The organism is Tenacibaculum sp. IB213877 (assembly GCF_034043975.1).
Classification (GTDB): domain Bacteria; phylum Bacteroidota; class Bacteroidia; order Flavobacteriales; family Flavobacteriaceae; genus Polaribacter.
On sequence record NZ_JAXCHH010000008.1, the window covers coordinates 140,792 to 161,802 of the forward strand.

The following is a 21,011-nucleotide window of genomic DNA, read 5'->3' on the forward strand; positions in this document are numbered from 1 at the left end:
CTTGGGTTTGTTTTTTAACAGCAACCGCTAGCAGGATCACAGCAAGAAGTCTGATTTTGAAATTCTGAAAGTTTAACTTTTGGTTTTTGTTTAGGTTCAATTCCACATTTATCTTTTGCTAAACAATCGGTTAGAGTAGTGGTTAGTAAAAAGTTTTTCCCATTAAAACCTAAACCATATTTACCAATAGTTTGTCCCTGGTATTCCACTTCAATTTCTGAATCTTCTAAGTCCAAGGTCTTTTCTGATAATTCAATAATATGAATTAATTTTTCAGGATGTAAACGATGATTGTAATCATCTGCATCCCAAAGTTGAAAATTAATTACTTCTTCCTTTCTAATCGTTCCGCCACAATCAATAAAGTGTTTAGAAACTTTACCAACTTCTGTTACATGAAAATGTTCCGGAACCAAACTTCCGTTAGGTAATTCAAAAGCAATAGTTTGTAAGTCTTTTAAATGATTTTTGATTTCTGATAATTTCATATTTAAGATTTTAATTGATTCAAAACATAATATATTTCAGTAGCAATTTGATTGCTTCTTTCTAAGTATTTTTCTTCTTGTAAGGGTGAATTGTCAAACAATTTCGGATCTTCATACATAATAGAAAATCTTTTTTCACAACCTGAAACAAACGGACAACCTTCATCTGCTTGGGAGCAAGTCATCACCGCAATAAAATTTGATTTCGGATTGAATGAATGTGAAAACTCTTTTGAAAAACATATAACAGGATGTGAATTATCATCAAACTTTATTGCATACACAGGATTATTTCCTTCGGAAATGGAGTTGATTTCAAAACCTTGTTTTTCTAAGGTTTTTACAATGGGTTTTGCCATGGCTGTGGCTTCAGTTCCTCCTGAATAACAAGTTATCGTATTCATGTTAAAATAAGAAGCTAAGGTTTGCATCCAAATTTGGCCTAAATGACTTCTTCTTGAATTATGAGTGCAAATAAAATTAATGTTTATGTGCTCTTTTTTATCCAATTTGCGTTGTAAATAATCTGTAAAAGAATTCAAAACTTCTTTCCTTTCTGAAGAAATTTGTTCTGTATTGATATTTAAAATTGTTGTGGTTAGTTGTGTATTCATATTTATCGTAATATTACGATTGATTAGTGTAAATTTTTTTAATTGCAACAGGTTTCGGTTGAAAAATCAGTAGAAAATAAACTCATTAAAATCTGTTGAATTTCCTCCCATCGTTGTTGATTAATACAGTAACAAACGCTAGTGCCTTCAATATTTCCTTGAATAATGCCTATGTTTTTCAACTCTTTCAAGTGTTGCGAAATAGTTGGTTGCGCTAAACCAATAACTTCTACCAAATCACCACAAATACATGCTTGCATTTTTAATATATGTTGAAGAATTGCCACACGTGCAGGATGCCCTAACACTTTGGCTATTTGAGCAATTTCGTTTTGCTGATTGGTAAATATTTCTGATTTAGTAACTCCCATATTTGTTTATTGCAATATTACGATTAATAAATTAAATGATAAAACTTTTTTTAAAGAAAAAGTTATTTTTCTTCCTCTTTTTGCTCATTTGCTTTTTTAATAATAGCTTTTAAACGAGCTTTATGCTCAAGTTTTTCTTGACGCAATTTGTTCTTTTTTTGTTGCATCAATCTTGAATGTTTGGCTTTATTAACCGTATTTTTTGCTTTTCCTTTTTTGGACATACTATCTTATAAATAAAAAAAATATTATTTTATTCTCTTTGCTTGAGTCGTAAAAGATAAGCCTTGTTTTCCTATCGTTGAACTCATAATAGCTTCAAATAAGGGTTCTGGACAATATATAGGTGTTTTCCATTCAAAAATAAAATTAGAACCAGTTCCTCCAGATACATCAATTTCATCTATTACAATCTCAACGGTTTCTAAAGGAGCTAAATAAATTGGTTTCGTAAAATAATTTCTGACAGATTTACCACGGGTATCATAATATTCAGCACGCAAAATATATATAGAATCCTGATCGCTTGTATTTCTTACACTAATCATTGATGTCAAATTATGAGTCTTTTTTTCAGATAAACTATATATTTGTGAATAAACAGATAAATAAGATTTACCATATTCAAGAGAATCATTTTTAATTACATTTACAGTTCTTTTTAACCAATTTTCTGAATTTATTGAGCTAATTTCTTTATTGTTATTACAACTTAAAGTAAAAACTAAATTGAAAATTAAAAAATATTTTATTCTCATTTTAAAAAGGTATTTTTTTATAAAATTTTAATTTTTGGACATTAGTATTTTATGTTGAATAACATGAAAATGCAATACGTTAGCTAAAATAACGTAAATAAAATAAATATTAGCGTACAATATTTTCTCTAAACTCATCAATTTTCTTTTTAGCTTCCTCATGAATTTCATCACCACAAAAAAAAGTATGAACATCACCTAAATATTCCATACCTAAATACTTGGCGCTTTCTACAAAAGGCATATCAAATCCGTTACGTCTATCATTCTCCGCAGAATTACTGATCATCGCCATTTTTTTACCGCGTAATTGTCTTCCTAAATCTTTGTGAATGCGTATTAAATCAGAAAGTCTGTCAAAAAACACTTTTAAAGTTCCGCTCATGGTATACCAATACACAGGTGTTGCAAAAATAATAGTGTCGTATTTGGTTATAACATCCTCCATTAAAGGTAAAAAATCATCATGAGCATTTACATATTCATAGCTGTAATGACCTATTTTTTTGGTAGCTAAATCAATAACATCAAACATATTGTTTTGGTTTACATAATTTACTACTTTTTGGGTGTTTCGGTTGCTTTGTGAGCTTGCTTGTATAATTACTTTCGTATTCATATGAGTTTGTTTTGATGGTAAAATTGAGTATTACTGTACCAAGTATTTCAAAAAAATCATTGTTAAAATTGATAACTCTCAAGTTAAAATCAATGGTAAAAAACATATTTTTTATACATTTAGGCTATAATTTGAAAAGTGAAGATGGATATAGACAAATACAAAGTTTCTCAACCTATACAACTACACCAAACTGTTACTAAAGAAGTTGTTGAAGATGCCGATAAAAAGCTAAAAAAACTTCGGAAAAAAATAAGCAAATTACAAGATACTATGTATGCCGAAGGCAAATACAGTATTTTGGTTTGTTTACAAGGTATGGATACCTCTGGAAAAGATAGTTTGATACGTGAGGTTTTTAAAGATGTAAATGCACGTGGAGTAGTGGTACACAGTTTTAAAGTGCCTACCGAGTTAGAGTTAAAACATGATTTTATGTGGCGCCATTATGAGGCGTTACCACCTAAAGGTAAAATAGGTGTTTTTAACCGTACACATTATGAAAATGTATTGGTAACACGTGTGCATCCGGATTATGTTTTTTCTGAAAATATTCCTACTGTTACGGGTATAGAGGATTTAGATGATGATTTTTACCACTCTCGTATGGAAAGAATCAATCAGTTTGAGAAACATTGGTCAGATAATGGTGTTATAATTCTAAAATTCTTTTTAAATTTATCTAAGGGAGAACAAAAAAATCGATTGTTACGTCGTTTGCATATTCCGGAGAAGAACTGGAAATTTTCACCGGGAGATTTAAAAGAACGCAAATTGTGGGACAAATACCAAGAGTGTTATGAAGATGTGCTCAACAAAACATCTACCACACATGCGCCATGGTATGTAGTTCCTGCAGATGATAAAGATACGGCTCGTTATATAGTAGCAAAAACGTTGTTGAATGAAATGGAAAAATATAACTTTAAAGAGCCTGCTTTAGATGATGAGGTGTTAGATAAATTACACGAATTTGTAAACCAACTTAACAAAGAATAAAAAATCTAAATTGAATATACATTCCCTACTGTATTCAATTGCTAACTAAACAAAATGGAATTAAATTTAAGTAAACCTCTTGTGTTTTTCGATTTGGAAACCACAGGAGTGAATATTGCAACCGATAGAATAGTAGAAATATCAATTTTAAAAGTATTTCCTAACGGAAACAAAGAAAGTAAGACGTGGTTGGTAAATCCAGAAGTTGAGATTCCTGAGGCTTCAACAGCAATACACGGTATAACCAACGAAAAAGTAGTAACAGAACCTACTTTTAAAGAGTTAGCTCCTAAAGTATTTGAAATGATAGCCGATGCAGATTTGGCTGGTTTTAACTCTAACCGATTTGATATTCCACTTTTAGCAGAAGAATTGTTACGTGCAGGAATAGATTTTGATATGGAAGATAAAAAAGCAATTGATGTTCAGGTAATTTTTCATAAAAAAGAGCAACGTACGTTAAGTGCAGGTTATAAATTTTATTGTGGAAAAGATTTAGACGATGCTCATTCTGCAGAGGCAGATACCAAAGCAACGTATGAAATTTTAAAAGCACAATTAAAAATGTATGATGATATAGAAAACTCGGTTGAGGCATTGAGTGAGTTTTCATCACATAGAGAGCGTGCAGATTTTGCAGGATTTATTTTGTTTAATGATAATCAAGAAGAAATATTTTCTTTCGGAAAATACAAAGGACGTACAGTAGAAGAGGTGTTAAAAGAAAATCCGGGGTACAATTCGTGGATACAAAATGCAGATTTTCCTTTATACACCAAAAAAGTATTACGACAAATTAAAGAACGAATGTCAGCTTCAAAAGAAACAGATATGACAGATGAAGAAAAATTACAAGCGTTGCAACAAAAATTTAATTTAAGATAAATAATATGCTGAATCCCCAAACAAATGAAAGTTTTGCACAAATTTTACTAAGCAATGGTTTTGTAGAAACCAGTTCATCAACAGAAAAAGCAAAAGAAAAAAGAACGTTTAAACTACATAAAAACTCTAAAAAAAAGATAACTATTGATCTAAATGGAGTAAAAGTGATCAATTCAAAAAAAATTTTTGATGCAGGAAAAGAATTAAATAAAGATTATTTAAAAGCAATGTTATTGTATTTTAAACTCTCTTCTTCAGATTTTAAAGAGTTAAATTCAAATAATAATCTAGATTTTGAAGAAGTAAATGAAAAGTTCAAAATAACAGCAAGAGAGTATTTAAGGCTTAGAGCTACCAATTCTAACTTACTTAGAAAAGTTAAGTTAGAAAGAATAGTGCAGCTTTACAATACATTTAAATTTGATTAATTATTGTATACATGTTTACAGAATATAAAAAAATACCAAACAATTCAAGAGTTTGGGTCTATCAAGCAGATAGAGAGTTTACACAAGAGGAAATAGAATATATTAGTGCTAAAGCCTTGTTGTTTATTGATCAATGGACACGCCATGGCGATGATTTAAAAGGGTCATTTACCATAAAATATAATCAGTTTTTGGTATTAGCGGTAGATGAGAATTTTAACAATGTTTCGGGTTGCTCTATAGATGCTTCAGTTCGTTTTATAAAAGAATTAGAAAATGAATTGAAAGTAGATTTAATGGATAAAATGAATGTAACTTTTAAAGATGGAGACAATATTAATATTGTAAAACTTTCAGACTTTCAAGAGTTTGCAAAAGAAAAAAAAGTAACTTCAGAAACCATAGTTTTTAATAACATGGTAAATACCAAAGAAGAATTTGAAACTAATTGGGAAGTGCCTGCAAAACAAAGTTGGCACAATCGTTTTTTGGCTTAATAGTTGATTTACTTTAAAAAAATAAAAAGAAGAAGAATGCACAAAAAATATTTTGTAATACTACTACTAACTAATTTTAGTTTAATGCTTAATGCGCAAAGTGTAGATCCACTTCGGGCTAAAAATGCAGATGCACAAGAGGTATGGGTAAATAGTATTATGGACTCTTTAACTATTGACCAAAAAATAGGTCAGTTGTTTATGATGCAGGCTTATTCAAATAAAGATATGAAGCATGAAAATTATGTGGTACAAATGATAAGAGATTATCATGTAGGAAACTTAATTTTTATGCAAGGTACACCTGAAAAACAAGTTCAACTTACTAACAGATATCAAGCAGTAGCAAAAAAAGTTCCGTTAATGATTGGTTTTGATGGTGAGTGGGGGTTAGATATGCGTTTAAAAAATACGTATCGTTTTCCGTGGAATATGACCTTAGGAGCTATTCAAGATGAAAAACTTATTGAAGAGTTAGGAGAACGTATTGGAGAGCATTGTAAACGAGTGGGGATTCATATTAACTTTGCTCCAGTAGTAGATATTAACACCAACCCAAACAATCCGATTATTGGTAATAGATCTTTTGGTGAAAAGAAAGAAAATGTAGCAAAACAATCTATAGCTTTTACCAAAGGAATGCAAAAAGCAGGTGTTTTAGCAAATGCAAAACACTTTCCAGGTCATGGAGATACCGAAACCGATTCACATCATACTTTACCAGTCATCAATTTTAATGAAGAAAGAATTGATACTTTAGAGTTGTATCCGTTCCGTAAACAATTTGATTCTGGGGTTGCCAGTGTTATGACGGCACACTTAAGTATTCCTTCATTAGAAAGTAACGAAAAACTTCCATCATCTCTATCAAAAAACGTAGTAACAAATTTATTACAACAAAAATTAGGTTTTTTAGGATTGGTCTTTACAGATGGATTAAACATGAAAGGTGCAGCTAATTATTCCTCTCCAGCAGAAATCAATTTAGCAGCAATTAAAGCAGGGAATGATGTTTTGTTAATTCCAGATGATATTCCTAAAACAATTGTTTTAATTAAAGAAGCTCTTTTAAAGGGAGAGTTGACAGAAGAACGAATTAATAGGTCTGTTAGAAAAATTTTACGAGCAAAATACTTAGTAGGTTTAAATACATATAAGCCTATTTCAGAAGAAAATTTAGCAGCAGATTTAAATTCACCGAAAGATGAGGTTTTACATAGAAAACTCATTAAGAATTCAATAACAGCTTTAAAAAACGAAATTGGTACTATTCCCATCAGAAATTTGGAAACTAAAAAAATAGCCTATGTTTCTTTAGGTGATGGTTCAGGTAATGATTTTGTTAATATGATGAAAAACTACACTAAAATAGATGTAGTTACAGACAAGCATTTAGATGGATTACAAAAAAAATTGAATAAATATAACATTGTTATAGTAGGCTTGCATAAGCCAGATACTAACCCATGGAAATCCTATAAGTTTTCAGATAAAGATTTAGTATGGTTGCAAGAAATAGCTAGAAATAATAATGTTTTAGTTAACGTTTTTACTAGTCCGTATAGTTTACTGCAGTTCAAAAGTTTCAAAAACATAGAAGGATTGGTAGTTTCTTATCAAAACAGTAAGCTTGCTCAAGAACTAACAGCACAGGCTATTTTTGGAGCCTTTCCTATCCAAGGAAAATTACCGGTTTCAATTAAGGATAATTTTACAGCAGGTCATGGTTTATTAACTAATTCTTTAGATAGATTTCAATATTCAATTCCGGAAGATGTGGGGATGTCTTCAAATAAATTAGAAGATATAGATCGTTATATTGATACTATTTTAAATGAACATATGGCTCCAGGTGGACAAATTTTAGTTGCTAGATTTGGTAAAGTTATTTACAATAAAAGCTTTGGTTATCATACAAATAAAAAGGAATTTGAGGTTAAAAACTCAGATGTATATGATTTGGCATCTCTTACCAAAATTTTAGCATCTTTACCCATGGTAATGAAGGCTGAAGAAGATAAAAAAATATCATTATACTCTAGTTTACGTGATATTTTACCTTCTTATAAAGAAAGTAATAAAGACACTTTGGAACTTAAAGAAATTCTTTCTCATTATGCTCGCTTACAGTCTTGGATACCATTTTATAAACGTACAAAAGATGACACTACAGGAGAAAATTTAAGCGAATATTACAGTTCAAAGAAAACCAAAAAATACAATATCAAAGTTGCTAAAAACCTGTACTTAAATCAATCGTATAAAGATTCTATTCAACGATTGGTCAGAGAATCTGAACAACGAGATAGAATAGGATATAAATACAGTGATCTAGGATATTACATTTTAAAAGAAATTTTAGAGTATAAGTATAAAAAACCTCTGAATAAATTAGTAGATGAAGAGTTTTATAAGTCATTAGGATTGAATAGGACCACATATTTACCTTTAGAGAAGTTTGATAAAGATGAAATAGTGCCAACCGAGTATGATGATTATTTTCGCCATCAGTTAGTACATGGTTATGTACATGATATGGGTGCTGCTATGTTAGGCGGAGTAGGAGGACATGCAGGATTATTTGCCAATGCAAATGATGTAGCTAAAATTATGCAAATGTATTTGCAAGAAGGCACTTATGGTGGTGTTCATTATTTTAAACCAGAAACAGTAAGAAAGTTTAATACTCGTTATTATGAAGATGTTAGAAACCGCAGAGGTTTAGGTTTTGATAAGCCGCAAATAAACCCTAATGAAAAACCAACTTGTGGATGTGTTTCTGACAAAAGTTTTGGTCATAGTGGATTTACAGGAACTTATACTTGGGCAGATCCACAGAGTGGTATTGTGTACGTTTTTTTATCTAACAGAGTGTATCCGAATATGAATAATATGGGCTTGGTAAGAAAGAATATTAGAACTAAGATTCAAAAAGTAATTCAAGAAGCTATCCTGCAGTAGTTGGAGATAATTTAGTGTAAATAAATACTAATAATAAAGAACTTAAAAAGTATAAAGTACCTACTTTCCAATCAAAAAGATAAGCTACTAGCCAAGTTTGAAAGTAATAAAAAAGCCCAAAAAAAACAATATTTAAGCTAAATCTAAAAGTATCTTCAAACTCAATTTCACTAACCTTTCTTGATGCCTTTTTCCATAGAAAGTAAGGGATAAGGCTATTTGCAATAATTAAAATTTTTATAAATTTTAATTCTTTTTGAGTGGATTGTTCTTTGTGTGAAATATTGCCAGAAGCAATCATTTGATTCACTTTTTTTACTTCTGTAAAATCAACATTAGCCTTAATAAGTTGTTGTTCTATTTCAGTGTAATTTTCGTCATCGTTTATATGAACAGTTAATTCTTTTAATTGAGAAGTAACTTTTTCTTTAATTGAGTTTGCAGACTGGTTTATATGATTGCTATTATAATAATCATTTGCTAAAATAGGATTTCCAAAATTTACAGCTACTTTGCTTGGGTACTTTGAGGGATTTTGATAGGTAATTCCTACGGGAATGATATGAATTTTTACCTCCGGATATTTTTCTATAATACCAAAAACAATTCGAGTAAATCCTTTACTCAATGGTCTTATAGTTCTTTTTCGTAAATGACTTCCTTCAGGAAAGATTAAAATTGCTTTGCCTTTACGTAAGATTTTTTCACACTTATTAAAAATCTCATTATTTTTTGATAATTCTTGAATTCCATCTCTAATTCTATATATAGGCAACATACCTAACCAGTTAAAAAACTTGGCAACGATTGGATGTTTAAAAACTGCGGCTCTAACTAAAAAATGAGTATTTCTTGAAAAACTACTAGCTATAATCAGAGGATCCATTAGTCCATTAGGATGATTGCCAACAAACAATATAGCTCCCTTTTTGGGTATATTTTCAACACCTGAAACCTTTGTTTTTTTGTTGTAAAAAAACAATCCTACTTTAACAATAATTTTAAAAGAGTTGTATAATAACCTATTCATGTTCTTTTTTTCTTACCCAGTAGGTGGCTAATGTAATTCCTGAAAATATGTCCCAAACTCCCCAAAAAGCTGCCAACAGCGCCATTCCTCCTAAGCCATTAAAAAAATCAAATATAAGTAATAAGCCCAATCCACTATTTTGAATTCCGGTTTCCATTGATATGGTTTTCCTTTCCTTTTTATCGAGTTTGAAAAGGTAGCTAGTAGTGTACCCTATAATAAAGGCGAAAATGTTGTGAAAAATAACTAAAAATAAAACCAAATGGATATGATTTTGAAAAACATTTACATTATCATACAATGCAATAACAATCAATACTAAAAAGAAAAAAACGGAAAACGGACGCAATACAGCGTTTATTTTAGTGGCCATTTCAGAATGATAATGATTGATGAGCATTCCACAAATTAGTGGAATGCCTAGAATAAGAGAAACTAATTTAAAGAGTTCGAAAGGATTTAATTCTACCGTTTTTAAAATTGTATTTGTGGGTTCATATAAGCTACCCCAAAAGTGTAAGTTAAAGGGAGTCATAACTATACAAATTAAAGTAGCAAAAGCGGTCAAGCTAACAGAAAGAGCTGCATTTCCGTTTGCCATTTTACTAAAGAAGTTAGAAACATTACCTCCTGGACAAGCAGCCACCATCATCATACCCAACGCTATACTTGGATATGGTTTTATAATTAAAATGGCTAAAAAAGTTAAAAAAGGTAATAAGATGAATTGTGAAAGCATTCCAACCAATAAAATCTTCGGATTTTTAACTAATCGTTTAAAATCATCCACTTTTATTCCCAGCGCTACTCCAAACATAATAATTGCTAAAGCCACGTTGAGCATCCATAGAGCTTCGGTATCAAAATTTATTTTTATATCGTCTATTTGAATGTTTTGGTTAGTGTTTAAAAGCATATTCAATAATGTTTGCACCCATTTTTAAGGCTTTTTCTCTAACTTCTTTAGGGTCATTGTGCACCTCTGCATCTTCCCAACCATCATTTAAATCACTTTCATAGTCATAAAAAATAATTAATCGATTTCCATAGAAAAGTCCTAAACCTTGAGGAGGCTTTCTATCATGTTCGTGTATTTTTGGAAGTCCGTTAGGAAAAGTAAAAGTTTGATTATAAATAGGATGATTAATCGGGATTTCTTTTAACTCTAGGTCAGGAAAAAGCTTTTTGAGTTCTCTTCGGATGTATTTGTCCATTCCGTAATTATCAGAAATGTGTAAAAAACCTCCAGAAATCAAGTAATTTCTCAAATTTTCAATATCATCATGATTAAAAAAAATATTTCCATGACCGGTTATAAAAACAATAGGATAATTAAAAATATCTTCATCATTTGTTTTTACAGTTGCAATAGTACGATCTATATTAGTTTTTGAATGCTGATTGGTGAACTCAATAAGATTTTTTAAAGCAGTTGGGTTAGCATACCAATCACCTCCACCGTTATAATGCAAAACACCCATTTGTTGTGAGAAAACAAATTGACATATTAATAAGAAAAAACACACAAATACTTTCTTCATTATTTTAAATCATAAGGCAGCAAGATACTAAATGTGCAGCAATAAAAAGCATCGTTAAAAAACGATGCTTTTCTTAGAATTCATAGATAACAATAATCCCCTAAAAAATTATCTACGAAACTACATTTTAAACTTCATCACAATATAACAAGATGATTAAATTATTGAGTCCCAAAACATCCAATTTTAGAAATATTGTAATTTTTTATGTTTAAAAACAAAAAACACTATTGATTATCAATAGTGTTTTGCCTTTTTCCTTTTTCATAATGAGGAGCTTAGTCCCCATAAATATCATTGAATTGGTGTTAACATCATTAAAGCCCTTCAATTATTTTAATGGTGTTATTTAAATTCTTAATAAAGGTATTTTTTTATTTAATAAAGCTGTCCTAAAACAACCAAATTGGTTGTTTTAGGACTTTTTTACATCTATTTTATAATAAATGGTTATCAAAAAAGGAGTATTGAAAACTTATGATTAAAAAAAATGTCCTAAAACTTCATTGATAGAACTTGTTTTAGGACGTTGAATAAAAAGGGGATTATTTATTTGTAAAAGATAAAATGATTTATCTGTCTGTTTTCTTATTTTAAGGCAAATATATGTGTTGAAATGAATTAATAAAATTTAATTATCAAAAGATATGCTTTTTATTAGCCTTTTTTATAAAAAGATAATTTAAATTATTGATGATTTTGATTTTTATAAGCCAATGGAGTAGTGCCTATTTGTTTTTTGAAAACATCATAAAAAGCTGATTTTGAATTAAATCCGGATTCTAAGCCAATAGAGGTAATAGTGTAATTTGAAAAACGAGGATCAATTAATAGTTTTTTAGCATGCTCAACTCTCATTTCATTTATAAAATCACTAAAACTTTTATTTGCATTAGTATTTATCAGTGCAGACAATGTACTAGTGCTTAAATTTACATCATTTGATAGGTTTAATAAAGAGTATTTTGGTTCTAAATACTTTTTTTCTTGTGTAATAAATTTTTCTATTGAAATAAATTGAGCATCTTTTTCTTTGTCCTTTTTTGATAAAGCAGGAGTTTCCTCTAAATAAAATGTATTGCTATTGCTAATTGTTGAAGGAATAAAATCTTGTCTAATTTGTTTACGTTCTTTTAATATTCTTAAATGTTTTATGCCTTGATATCCTAGCCAATAAATAACAATTGTTGTATAAATGCGTAGAGGATAATATGAAAATATAAAACCAGAAAAATTTAATTTGAATTTTATGATTAATGCTCCTAACCAGAGTAAATAACCTATAGGTAATAAGATAAAAAAAGCGTAAATCCATTTTAAATTATCATAAGAAAGAATTTTTTTAAAAAGCTCTTTTCTTATATATATTATATAAAAAGAATAAGTAAATACAATCAAAGAAACAATTAAGCTAAAAAACTCTTCAAAAGATGAATATTTTTCATACAAATGATCAATAGTTGTTCTATCATACATATCCTTTATGTAAAGTACAAACCCTGTTTGAAATATACATAGCGCAAAAAAAATAGGAAAGGCAATTCTTAAAAGGTTAAAAGATTTTTTTTCAATACCTAAATAATGTATCAAAAAAGTATAAAAAAAGGGTAATGATAAAAAATGCCATGAATATTGAGCATATACTAATTTAAATTTGTGTTGTATTAATTCTCTTTCAAGCGCCCATGATTGTAAGTTGTTAATAGATATAGATAAAATCATAAGATTTAGATATAACATACTTTTATCTCGTCCTCTTTTTGAACAAAACATTAAAAAACTAAACACAAAACCATGGATAGCACTTATTATAAGAAAAAGGTTAAAAATTTCTGCAGTATTCAATTTAATGGGGGATTTGTCCCCAAAATACTAAAAAAAATGAATTACTGGTGCAAAAATGAAATGTTTTGAGTAACCACTAAAGCGGCTGTTTCTGTACGTAAACGACTTTTTCCTAAGGTAATGGGAATGAGTTTTTTATCAGAGCTTATTTTAATTTCAGAAGAAGAAAAATCACCTTCTGGACCTATAAGTATTGTTATGTTTGTGTTAAGTTTTACAACTTCTTTAAGTGTTTTTTTGTCTGATTCTTCACAGTGAGCAATAAAAACATCACCTTGTAAAGGTTTATTTATAAAATCTGAGAATTTTATAGCATCATTTAATCTTGGAAGCGTAAATTTTAAAGATTGTTTCATGGCAGATTGAATAATCTTTTCCAAACGCTCTTTTTTTACTACTGTTCTTTCAGAATTTTGACAAATTATAGGAGTAATTTCATCAATGCCTATTTCAGTAGCTTTCTCTAAAAACCATTCTAACCTGTCGTTATTTTTAGTGGGTGCTATGGCTATGTGTAAATAATAATTCCAGTCTTTTTGTTTTTCTTCAGAATGAATAATAGTAGCCACACATTTTTTATCATTAGCTACACTAATTTCTGAAGTAAACAACCAACCTTTGCCATTGGTAATATGCAAGATGTCTCCTTCTTTTTTACGTAAAACCCTAACAATATGACGACTTTCGTCTTTATTGAAAATTATTTGATTAGTTTCTGATGATATGTTTGGATTATAAAAAAGTTGCATTATAGGTCTAATCTGTAAGTTCTTCTTCTTTTATGAGTTGTCGGATTAAAATCTGACCAAATTTTTCTGATAGCCTCATTTTCTTCTAGCTCTGGAGTACGAATACAATTTTCAATTCCCTTTTTTAGTAAGGTTTTATGAAACTCTTCAAAAATAATAGCAGTAACTCCTTTGTTTTGATATTCTGGATCTACACCAATTAAATAGAATGTTACATCTTTTGAATTTTTTCTAGCATTTAATAAATGAAAAATTCCAAAAGGGAAGAGTTTTCCGTTTGCTTTTTGCAAAGCTTTAGCAAATGAAGGCATAATAATGGCAAAAGCTACTAATTTACCATTCTTATCGGTGACAAATTTAATATATTCCGGATTGATAAAACCGATGTATTTTTTCTTAAAAAAATCAATTTGAGCATCAGAAATTGGAACAAATGATGAAAGCTTTGAATATGATTTACTAAACAGGTCAAACATTTCTTCTACATACGGCATTATGTTCTTTGAGGAAGTAAAGTTTAAAGGTTGTAAATTATATCTTTTTTGAATTAATTTACTGGCTTTAATATATTTATCAATGTTAACGTTGTTAAAAGAGAACTTATTTTCTAAGTATTCTTTTTCTTTTTTAAAGCCTAAAGTTTCTAAATGATCTTTATAATATGGATGATTGTACCAGGTAATCATGGTACCAATATGATCAAATCCTTCTACTAAAACCCCAGTTTTGTCTAAGTTATTAAAACCTATAGGACCTTCAATATATTCAAGGTTTTTAGATTTGGCTATTTCTTTAACTTTATCAATTAAAACTCTAGAAACTTCAAGGTCATCAACAACATCAAACCACCCAAAACGCATTTTTTTAATGCCTTGTTTTTCTACTTCATAATTGTTGATAATAGCTACAATTCTACCAACAATTTCTCCATTTTTTTCTGCAATAAAAAAACGGGCGTCAGCATGTTCAAAAACAGGGTTTTTATCTTGGTCAAAACTATCAATTTCATCTTTAATGATAGGAGGTACCCAGTATTGGTTGTTTTTATATAATGAAAAAGGAAACGTAACAAATTGTTTCATTTCCTTTTTGGTTTTTATTTCTCTTAACTGAATCATACAGCAAAAATAAAATTTCTAATCATCTTTTTTAGGAGCTTCGTTTTCTTTTTTCTTTTTTTCTTCTTCATATTTCTTCTGAAGCTCTTCTTCTTTTTGTTTTTCTTCCTCTTCTTTGAGTTCTTTTTCTAGTTTTTGTATTTCTTTTTCTAGTTTTTTACGCTCTTTTTCTTTTTTCTTTTCTTCTTTTTCCTTCTCCTTTTCAAGCTTTCTTAAAGCTTTTTCTTCCTCTTTTTGTTTTTTCTTAGCTGCTTTTTTCTCAGCTTTAGTAGTTTTTTTCTTTTCTTTTTCGTCCTTTTTCGTTAAATCATCAATAATAGATTTTTGACGAGATCTTCTTCTTGGATCTTCCACTTTTTCGTCTTCAGAAATCTCTGTTTCTTCATCAATTTGAGGATCAATTTTGTCTTTCTTTTTAAATATACTGCCAATCTTATCAAACAATTTACCAAAGAAGCCTTTGTTATATGTTTGTGTCTCTTCTGGTTCAATTTTATTACCAAATTCATCTAATTCAATAAAATCATCTACATGATTGTCTATTCGGTAAGAAACTCCAATGCTGGTGTAAAAACCAGCTGTTTCTTCTTGAAAAGTAGCACGTAAAGAACCATTGATTTGTAAATTCTTATTAAATAAATAAGCAGCACCTAAACCTAAATTACTTTGCTTTTCTTCTTTATTAAATAAAGCTTGATGTTCTGCAAAACCAGACCATTTATCATTAAAGTTATATGTACCGGTTAAAACATATGACCATTCAGGTAAGTAACCACCAATGTAATTATAATAGATGTTGGTAATTACATTAAGCTTATTTGAAAATTCATTTTGTAATAAAACTCCAACTTTTGGTGTTATGCCTCCACGCTGATGATAATCGTTTAAAAAACTTCCAAAATTTAATCCAATATAAGGAGCAACATGAGGAATCCATCTTCTAAAATCAAAAGAATGTCGCTTTCTCCAACTTCTTATTTCCTTTTCTCTTTTGCTATAATCAGGATGGTATGCTAAGTATTTTGCGCCTATGGTAAATTGTCCGAATCCAAATTGATTGTAAGACGACTCAAAAACATTCTTAAAAGCCATTTTATCTTGTTGGATAGCAGTGGTTAAGTTTAGTTCAAATTTTTGACTGATTAATCCTGTTCTAAAATGTAAGTTTAAACCATAGGCTTGCGGATTGCTAAACGTAGGTATAGCATCTGCTTTTCTATAAAATAAACTTGACTCAAATTGATAAACACCTGTACCCACGCTATATGGACTCTCAGAAAAACCAGGACGATTTGAGTTGATAACTTCAGTATATTGCGCAGAAACACAAATTGAAAATAAGAGAACAAAAAGAATTAAAAGCTTCTTAATCATTTAAAAACTCACAATTTTAGGGATTATACAAACATACAGTAAAAATATTAATAGTCAATATAAGTTTACCAAACTATTAACGCATCATTTTGCTTCAAATTGTTATTTTTGATTGATTTTATTTGAAGAATACTATTTATGATGGAGATACACCAAGCAGGACCTTTAAATTTTCTTAAAACAATTCTTATAATCCTGTTTATTTACTACGCATTTAAATTCTTAGTACGTTTATTTGCACCTTATTTGATGAAAAAAATGGTTAACAAAATGCAACAAAAAGCAGAAGAGCAATTTGGCAATCAACAAAAAGAAAATCAGGTTAACGTAGGAGAAACAGTAATAGATAAAAAACCGACTAAAGCAAACAAAAGTAACGATTCGGTAGGAGAATATGTTGATTTTGAAGAAATAGATTAATCATGAATTTTAAAAAGTATTTACCGTATGCAATTGCAATATTTATTTTTGTAATTGCATCTATAGTATATTTTAATCCGGTTTTAAGCGGAAAAAAAATAAAGCAGAGTGATATTGTTCAGTTTTCTGGCATGTCAAAAGAAATTGCTGATTTTAGAAAAGAAAATAATGAGGAACCATATTGGTTAGGTAACGCTTTTAGCGGAATGCCTTCTTATCAAGTCAGTACATATTACCCTAATGATTTTGTAAGATATATTGACAAAGTATTCCGATTCTTACCAAGACCTGCAGACTACTTATTTTTATATTTTTTAGGCTTTTTTTTGCTGCTTAATGCTTTAAAAGTTGATTGGAAGTTAGCTGTATTAGGAAGTTTGTCCTTTGGTTTTTCTACCTATTTAATTATCATTTTTGGAGCAGGTCATAATGCAAAAGCACACGCAATTGGTTATATTCCAATGGTTGTAGCGGGAGTATTGTACGTTTTCCAAAAACGATATTTGATTGGTTTTTCAGTAACAGCTTTAGCCATGGCTTTAGAGGTTTACTCTAACCACCCTCAAATGACTTATTATTTAGGCTTTTGTTTGCTTATTTTAGGAATAGTTGAACTTATTGAAGCTTTTAAGAATAAAGAATTGCCATCGTTTGCAAAACAAGTAGTTATAATTATTGTTGCTGTGGTGATTGGAGTTGGAGTGAATGCACCACGACTTATGGCTATGAAAGAATATGCAGATTATAGTACAAGAGGAAAATCTGAATTAACTATCAACCCAGATGGAACGCCAAAAGAATCATCTAATGGATTGAGCAAAGAATACATAACACAATTTAGTTATGGTATTTGGGAAACTTTTAATTTAATGATTCCTCGTTTTATGGGCGGAGGAACGGTTGAAAAGTTGGGTGAAGATTCTGAATTCTATCAAGTTTTAGAACAAGAAGCAGGTAGGAGTGTAGCTAGAGATTATTCAAGTCAAGTATTAACTTATTGGGGAAAACAGCCTATAGTTGAAGCGCCTGCTTATATTGGAGCGGTTTTATTTTTCTTATTTTTCTTAGGAATTTTCTTAGTGAGAGGTAAATTAAAATATTGGTTAGTTTCTGCAACAATTTTTTCTATACTGTTAAGTTGGGGTAAAAATTTTCCAATTATTACTAACTTTTTTATAGATTATATTCCTTTATATAATAAGTTTAGAGCGGTATCTTCTATACAAGTCATTGCAGAATTATGTGTTCCGTTACTTGGAATATTGGCCTTAAAAGAATTGTTTTCATCAAAAATTTCATCCGAAGAAAAAGAAAAATCTATTAAAAAAGCTTTTTATGTGGTAGGAGGAATAGCCGTTTTCTTTATACTTTTTGGCTCTAGTTTGTTTGCGTTTGAAGGAATTAGAGATGAACAATATGGTCAACTACCTTCGTTAATGGAAGCATTGATTGCTGATAGAAAATCAATGTTATTTTCAGATAGTATTAGAACTTTGATTTTAGTGTTTTTATCGGCCGGAGCGTTATGGTTGTATTTAAAAGATAAATTAAAACAGGTAACGGTTATATTCATATTAGGGGTATTAATTTTATTCGATTTGATTTCTGTAGATATTAAATATGTGAATAAAGAAGATTTTGTTTCTGCAAGAAGAGTTGATAAACCTTTTACGCCTACTAAAGCAGATGAACAGATATTACAAGATAAAACACATTATAGAGTAGCCAATTTTACTACAGATCCTATGCAAGATGGAAGGACTTCTTACTATCATCAATCCATAGGAGGATATCATGCAGCAAAAATGAAACGTTATCAAGAATTATTTGATTATCAAATAGCTAAAAACAACATAGGTGTGTTGAATATGCTAAACACCAAGTATTTAATTGTTGGCGAAGATAAAGTGCAAGTAAATCCCGAAGCGAATGGTAATGCCTGGTTTGTTGAAAATTTATTAGTGGTGGATTCTGCTGATGAAGAGATAAAAGCACTTGATAGTTTAAATACCAAGAAAACAGCTGTAATTAAAAAAGGCTTGATTGCCAACAGACTAAAGTTTGAAAAAGACTCAACGGCTAGTATTGAGCTTCAAAACTATAATGTTAATCAGCTAACTTATAAAAGTACGTCTACGAAAGATCAATTTGCTGTTTTTTCTGAAATCTATTACAAGGATGGTTGGAATGCGTATGTTGATGGAAAGCTAACTCCACATTACAGAGTAAATTATGTGTTAAGAGGAATGGAAATTCCTACAGGAAACCATACTATAGAATTTAAATTTGAACCTAAAGTAATTAAAACAGGAAAAACAGTTTCACTTACTTCTTATATATTACTTTTATTGTTACCAATAGGATGGTTTCTTTTTAATAACAAAAACGAACAAAAAAATTAGTTTTCTAAATCTTTTAAAAAAGCAGATGGAGTTGTATCCATTTGCTTTTTAAAAGCACGAGTAAAAGCAGAAGCATTGCTATAACCTACTTCTTCAGCTAAACTCTGAATAGAATAATTTCTGTATTTTTTATCTGTTTTTAGTTTTTCAATGATATAGTCAATTTTTTTCTTGGTATAATACTGCTTAAATGTTTCACCTTTATTTTTATTAAAAACAAAAGAAATATAGGTAGAGTTGGTGTTAAGTTTATCAGCCAAAGCGTTGATAGAAAAATTAGGACTTAAAAACTCAAGATTCTTTTCCATCTTATCAATAGTTAAAATTATTTCATTTTCAAACTCTTGATTGATATTGTATTCAACTTTAGGCTGAGTTTCGTTTTTAGTTTCTATTTCAGCAAGTAATAAATCCTTTTCTTTTTTCTTGCTAAACAAGAAATAAAACAGCGAAAGAATCAATATTGAAATAGAAAAAATAAAAATATTAGATTTGGTGTTGTTCTTTTCTTCTTGCTCAATAATTAATTCATTGAGCTTTTTGGCTTCATTAAAATCATTATTATAAAGTAGCTGAAAAGTTTTCTCTTTATTCTTTTTTGCTTTTTCAAATTCAGCTATTTCAAGCTTTGAATATTTATAAGCACTGTCTAATTTATGTAGTTTAAAATACTCTTTTGATAAAATATCATATAAAGTAATTAAATTACTTCGTTTACATTTTTCTTTTTTGTTACGTAAAAGTTTAGATGCAAAATAAAGAGCAGAATCACTTTTGTTTAAATTATGAAAACAAATGGCCTTATTTAAAAATTCATGATGTTTATAATCATAACCGTTTGCGGTTTTTTTATAATGATTAATTTTAATGATGGCATTTTCAAAATCATTTTTAGCCATTAATACATCCGTTTTTAAAAAATCATAAAGAATTTTTGAGTCTTTATGAGTAGGAATAAAATGTTCTGTAACAGCAAATGCTTTATCATAGTAATACGAAGCAGAATCTATAAGAGCTAAGTTTTTTTTCTCTTTACCTAATATTAAGAAAGAATTACCTAAAGAATTTAAAATATTAGCTTTAAAGAGCAATAAAAATTGATCATCTTTAATGTTTTTTAAAGGAGCAGATTTAATTTCAGATAGAGCTTTAAGTGAAATATTTTTAGCCTCTTCAGGCATATCTAAATAATTTTTAATAGTTGCTTTGTTAAGAATTGTACCTAATTTATTTCTTAGATGAATTTGATCTTTAATAGGGGATATATTAACAACTTTTTCTACCTCAATTAAATAATTATATGCTTTATTATAATTTTCGTTGTTTTTTTCTATCCAAAATAATCTATTCAAAAAAGCAATTTTTCTATTAAGTAAACAATCTTCATTACTTTTTGTTAAAAGTAATGAATCAATTATTTTTAAGTTTTCTAATGAAATTTTTTTTGCTTTTTGGTAATTTTTCTTTCTGTAATATGCATAAGCTGCTCTACCTAAAGCTTCGAATTTAATGCAAGTATTTTTAGAATTTTTTATCTTATTTATAAAATAAAAAACACTATCATTATTTACTTCACTATAATAAATAGCTTTTTTTATGTAAAGAGAATCATTATTTTCTGGTTTTTGAGCTGTCGTTTTATATACGTCTACTAAAGAAAAAAGGAGTATAAAAAATACTTTTTTTGACATTTTTATAATGAAAAGATTAGGGATAAACTTTTTACAAAAGTAATCATACATTTTATAAAATAACGAATATAAGACTTTTTTTAAGAGAGATATCTCCGTACTATTGCCAATAATTCAATGTGAAAGAAGAAGTTTTTTTTCTATGAAGGGCAGAAAAAAAATGCATGACAGCAAAAAGGAAGCTTTAAAAAGCTTCCTTTTTTTATGCTCTTTTTTTACAT

The 21,011-nt window shown here is 29.0% G+C and carries 21 protein-coding genes; 7 read left to right on the forward strand and 14 right to left on the reverse strand.

Annotated features, from left to right (window positions below):
• Positions 1–14 precede the first annotated feature (14 nt).
• The 6 genes from SLH33_RS10050 to SLH33_RS10075 all read right to left on the reverse strand — a co-directional run bounded on the left by SLH33_RS10050 (position 15) and on the right by SLH33_RS10075 (position 2,850).
• On the reverse strand, positions 15–488 hold the full coding sequence (locus tag SLH33_RS10050) for a DUF6428 family protein (RefSeq protein ID WP_320418962.1): 474 nt from the start codon (positions 486–488) through the stop codon (positions 15–17).
• A gap of 2 nt (positions 489–490) precedes the next feature.
• A complete protein-coding gene (locus tag SLH33_RS10055; protein WP_320418963.1) occupies positions 491–1,102 on the reverse strand; it encodes a protein-tyrosine-phosphatase in 612 nt (203 codons plus the stop codon).
• Between the two features lie 38 nt (positions 1,103–1,140).
• On the reverse strand, positions 1,141–1,473 hold the full coding sequence (locus tag SLH33_RS10060) for a metalloregulator ArsR/SmtB family transcription factor (RefSeq protein WP_320418964.1): 333 nt from the start codon (positions 1,471–1,473) through the stop codon (positions 1,141–1,143).
• A gap of 62 nt (positions 1,474–1,535) precedes the next feature.
• Positions 1,536–1,697, reverse strand: coding sequence for a hypothetical protein (locus SLH33_RS10065; protein ID WP_320418965.1), 162 nt, complete (start codon positions 1,695–1,697; stop codon positions 1,536–1,538).
• A gap of 24 nt (positions 1,698–1,721) precedes the next feature.
• On the reverse strand, positions 1,722–2,231 hold the full coding sequence (locus SLH33_RS10070) for a DUF3124 domain-containing protein (RefSeq protein WP_320418966.1): 510 nt from the start codon (positions 2,229–2,231) through the stop codon (positions 1,722–1,724).
• A 109-nt stretch (positions 2,232–2,340) separates the two neighbouring features.
• Positions 2,341–2,850 carry a flavodoxin family protein gene (locus tag SLH33_RS10075; protein ID WP_320418967.1) on the reverse strand — a complete coding sequence of 170 codons (510 nt, stop codon included), beginning with the start codon at positions 2,848–2,850 and terminating at the stop codon, positions 2,341–2,343.
• A gap of 144 nt (positions 2,851–2,994) precedes the next feature.
• On the opposite strand from SLH33_RS10075, the gene SLH33_RS10080 reads away from it, so the two are divergent.
• The 5 genes from SLH33_RS10080 to SLH33_RS10100 are packed head-to-tail and all read left to right on the forward strand — an operon-like array spanning position 2,995 to position 8,620.
• Positions 2,995–3,849 (forward strand): PPK2 family polyphosphate kinase, encoded by an 855-nt coding sequence (locus tag SLH33_RS10080; protein ID WP_320418968.1) that lies wholly within the window; start codon positions 2,995–2,997, stop codon positions 3,847–3,849.
• Between the two features lie 54 nt (positions 3,850–3,903).
• Positions 3,904–4,734 carry an exonuclease domain-containing protein gene (locus SLH33_RS10085; RefSeq protein WP_320418969.1) on the forward strand — a complete coding sequence of 277 codons (831 nt, stop codon included), beginning with the start codon at positions 3,904–3,906 and terminating at the stop codon, positions 4,732–4,734.
• Between the two features lie 5 nt (positions 4,735–4,739).
• On the forward strand, positions 4,740–5,162 hold the full coding sequence (locus SLH33_RS10090) for a hypothetical protein (RefSeq protein ID WP_320418970.1): 423 nt from the start codon (positions 4,740–4,742) through the stop codon (positions 5,160–5,162).
• An 11-nt stretch (positions 5,163–5,173) separates the two neighbouring features.
• Positions 5,174–5,659: an ABC transporter ATPase gene (locus SLH33_RS10095; protein WP_320418971.1), complete on the forward strand. Its 486-nt coding sequence runs from the start codon at positions 5,174–5,176 to the stop codon at positions 5,657–5,659.
• 36 nt (positions 5,660–5,695) lie between these two features.
• Positions 5,696–8,620 carry a glycoside hydrolase family 3 N-terminal domain-containing protein gene (locus SLH33_RS10100; protein ID WP_320418972.1) on the forward strand — a complete coding sequence of 975 codons (2,925 nt, stop codon included), beginning with the start codon at positions 5,696–5,698 and terminating at the stop codon, positions 8,618–8,620.
• Here the strand turns inward: SLH33_RS10100 and SLH33_RS10105 are convergent.
• The 7 genes from SLH33_RS10105 to SLH33_RS10135 all read right to left on the reverse strand — a co-directional run bounded on the left by SLH33_RS10105 (position 8,607) and on the right by SLH33_RS10135 (position 16,277).
• Entirely contained in the window at positions 8,607–9,650 is a 1,044-nt protein-coding gene (locus SLH33_RS10105; RefSeq protein WP_320418973.1) for a lysophospholipid acyltransferase family protein, read from the reverse strand. The two genes, SLH33_RS10100 and SLH33_RS10105, sit on opposite strands and share 14 nt — an antisense overlap.
• Positions 9,643–10,566, reverse strand: coding sequence for a bile acid:sodium symporter family protein (locus tag SLH33_RS10110; RefSeq protein WP_320418974.1), 924 nt, complete (start codon positions 10,564–10,566; stop codon positions 9,643–9,645). Before SLH33_RS10110 ends, SLH33_RS10105 begins: the two co-directional genes overlap by 8 nt.
• A complete protein-coding gene (locus SLH33_RS10115) occupies positions 10,550–11,191 on the reverse strand; it encodes a DUF4159 domain-containing protein (RefSeq protein ID WP_320418975.1) in 642 nt (213 codons plus the stop codon). The genes SLH33_RS10110 and SLH33_RS10115 overlap by 17 nt, the downstream gene beginning before the upstream one ends.
• A 687-nt stretch (positions 11,192–11,878) precedes the next feature.
• Positions 11,879–12,913 (reverse strand): helix-turn-helix domain-containing protein, encoded by a 1,035-nt coding sequence (locus tag SLH33_RS10120; RefSeq protein ID WP_320418976.1) that lies wholly within the window; start codon positions 12,911–12,913, stop codon positions 11,879–11,881.
• 164 nt (positions 12,914–13,077) lie between these two features.
• On the reverse strand, positions 13,078–13,785 hold the full coding sequence (locus SLH33_RS10125; RefSeq protein ID WP_320418977.1) for a 16S rRNA (uracil(1498)-N(3))-methyltransferase: 708 nt from the start codon (positions 13,783–13,785) through the stop codon (positions 13,078–13,080).
• A complete protein-coding gene (locus tag SLH33_RS10130; protein ID WP_320418978.1) occupies positions 13,785–14,903 on the reverse strand; it encodes a GTP cyclohydrolase in 1,119 nt (372 codons plus the stop codon). Before SLH33_RS10130 ends, SLH33_RS10125 begins: the two co-directional genes overlap by 1 nt.
• A gap of 18 nt (positions 14,904–14,921) precedes the next feature.
• Entirely contained in the window at positions 14,922–16,277 is a 1,356-nt protein-coding gene (locus tag SLH33_RS10135) for a transporter (protein ID WP_320418979.1), read from the reverse strand.
• A 141-nt stretch (positions 16,278–16,418) separates the two neighbouring features.
• Here SLH33_RS10135 and SLH33_RS10140 point away from each other — a divergent pair, with 141 nt between their 5' ends.
• Together SLH33_RS10140 and SLH33_RS10145 are read left to right on the forward strand one after the other, a co-directional pair.
• On the forward strand, positions 16,419–16,697 hold the full coding sequence (locus SLH33_RS10140) for a DUF4834 family protein (protein ID WP_320419004.1): 279 nt from the start codon (positions 16,419–16,421) through the stop codon (positions 16,695–16,697).
• A 2-nt stretch (positions 16,698–16,699) separates the two neighbouring features.
• The gene (locus SLH33_RS10145; RefSeq protein ID WP_320418980.1) at positions 16,700–19,099 is read left to right on the forward strand and encodes a YfhO family protein; all 2,400 of its coding nucleotides are present in this window, start codon (positions 16,700–16,702) and stop codon (positions 19,097–19,099) included.
• On the opposite strand, the gene SLH33_RS10150 is transcribed toward SLH33_RS10145, so the two are convergent.
• Positions 19,096–20,790 (reverse strand): AraC family transcriptional regulator, encoded by a 1,695-nt coding sequence (locus tag SLH33_RS10150; protein WP_320418981.1) that lies wholly within the window; start codon positions 20,788–20,790, stop codon positions 19,096–19,098. The two genes, SLH33_RS10145 and SLH33_RS10150, sit on opposite strands and share 4 nt — an antisense overlap.
• Positions 20,791–21,011 lie beyond the last annotated feature (221 nt).

Coding starts and splice junctions, on each gene's coding strand:
- SLH33_RS10110 (WP_320418974.1), bottom strand. CDS start 10,566: ATGCTTTTAAACACTAACCAAAACATTCAAATAGACGATATAAAAATA.
- SLH33_RS10140 (WP_320419004.1), top strand. CDS start 16,419: ATGGAGATACACCAAGCAGGACCTTTAAATTTTCTTAAAACAATTCTT.
- SLH33_RS10145 (WP_320418980.1), top strand. CDS start 16,700: ATGAATTTTAAAAAGTATTTACCGTATGCAATTGCAATATTTATTTTT.
- SLH33_RS10130 (WP_320418978.1), bottom strand. CDS start 14,903: ATGATTCAGTTAAGAGAAATAAAAACCAAAAAGGAAATGAAACAATTT.
- SLH33_RS10115 (WP_320418975.1), bottom strand. CDS start 11,191: ATGAAGAAAGTATTTGTGTGTTTTTTCTTATTAATATGTCAATTTGTT.
- SLH33_RS10075 (WP_320418967.1), bottom strand. CDS start 2,850: ATGAATACGAAAGTAATTATACAAGCAAGCTCACAAAGCAACCGAAAC.
- SLH33_RS10125 (WP_320418977.1), bottom strand. CDS start 13,785: ATGCAACTTTTTTATAATCCAAACATATCATCAGAAACTAATCAAATA.
- SLH33_RS10080 (WP_320418968.1), top strand. CDS start 2,995: ATGGATATAGACAAATACAAAGTTTCTCAACCTATACAACTACACCAA.
- SLH33_RS10105 (WP_320418973.1), bottom strand. CDS start 9,650: ATGAATAGGTTATTATACAACTCTTTTAAAATTATTGTTAAAGTAGGA.
- SLH33_RS10060 (WP_320418964.1), bottom strand. CDS start 1,473: ATGGGAGTTACTAAATCAGAAATATTTACCAATCAGCAAAACGAAATT.
- SLH33_RS10150 (WP_320418981.1), bottom strand. CDS start 20,790: ATGTCAAAAAAAGTATTTTTTATACTCCTTTTTTCTTTAGTAGACGTA.
- SLH33_RS10120 (WP_320418976.1), bottom strand. CDS start 12,913: ATGATTTTATCTATATCTATTAACAACTTACAATCATGGGCGCTTGAA.
- SLH33_RS10100 (WP_320418972.1), top strand. CDS start 5,696: ATGCACAAAAAATATTTTGTAATACTACTACTAACTAATTTTAGTTTA.
- SLH33_RS10050 (WP_320418962.1), bottom strand. CDS start 488: ATGAAATTATCAGAAATCAAAAATCATTTAAAAGACTTACAAACTATT.
- SLH33_RS10085 (WP_320418969.1), top strand. CDS start 3,904: ATGGAATTAAATTTAAGTAAACCTCTTGTGTTTTTCGATTTGGAAACC.
- SLH33_RS10065 (WP_320418965.1), bottom strand. CDS start 1,697: ATGTCCAAAAAAGGAAAAGCAAAAAATACGGTTAATAAAGCCAAACAT.
- SLH33_RS10090 (WP_320418970.1), top strand. CDS start 4,740: ATGCTGAATCCCCAAACAAATGAAAGTTTTGCACAAATTTTACTAAGC.
- SLH33_RS10070 (WP_320418966.1), bottom strand. CDS start 2,231: ATGAGAATAAAATATTTTTTAATTTTCAATTTAGTTTTTACTTTAAGT.
- SLH33_RS10055 (WP_320418963.1), bottom strand. CDS start 1,102: ATGAATACACAACTAACCACAACAATTTTAAATATCAATACAGAACAA.
- SLH33_RS10135 (WP_320418979.1), bottom strand. CDS start 16,277: ATGATTAAGAAGCTTTTAATTCTTTTTGTTCTCTTATTTTCAATTTGT.
- SLH33_RS10095 (WP_320418971.1), top strand. CDS start 5,174: ATGTTTACAGAATATAAAAAAATACCAAACAATTCAAGAGTTTGGGTC.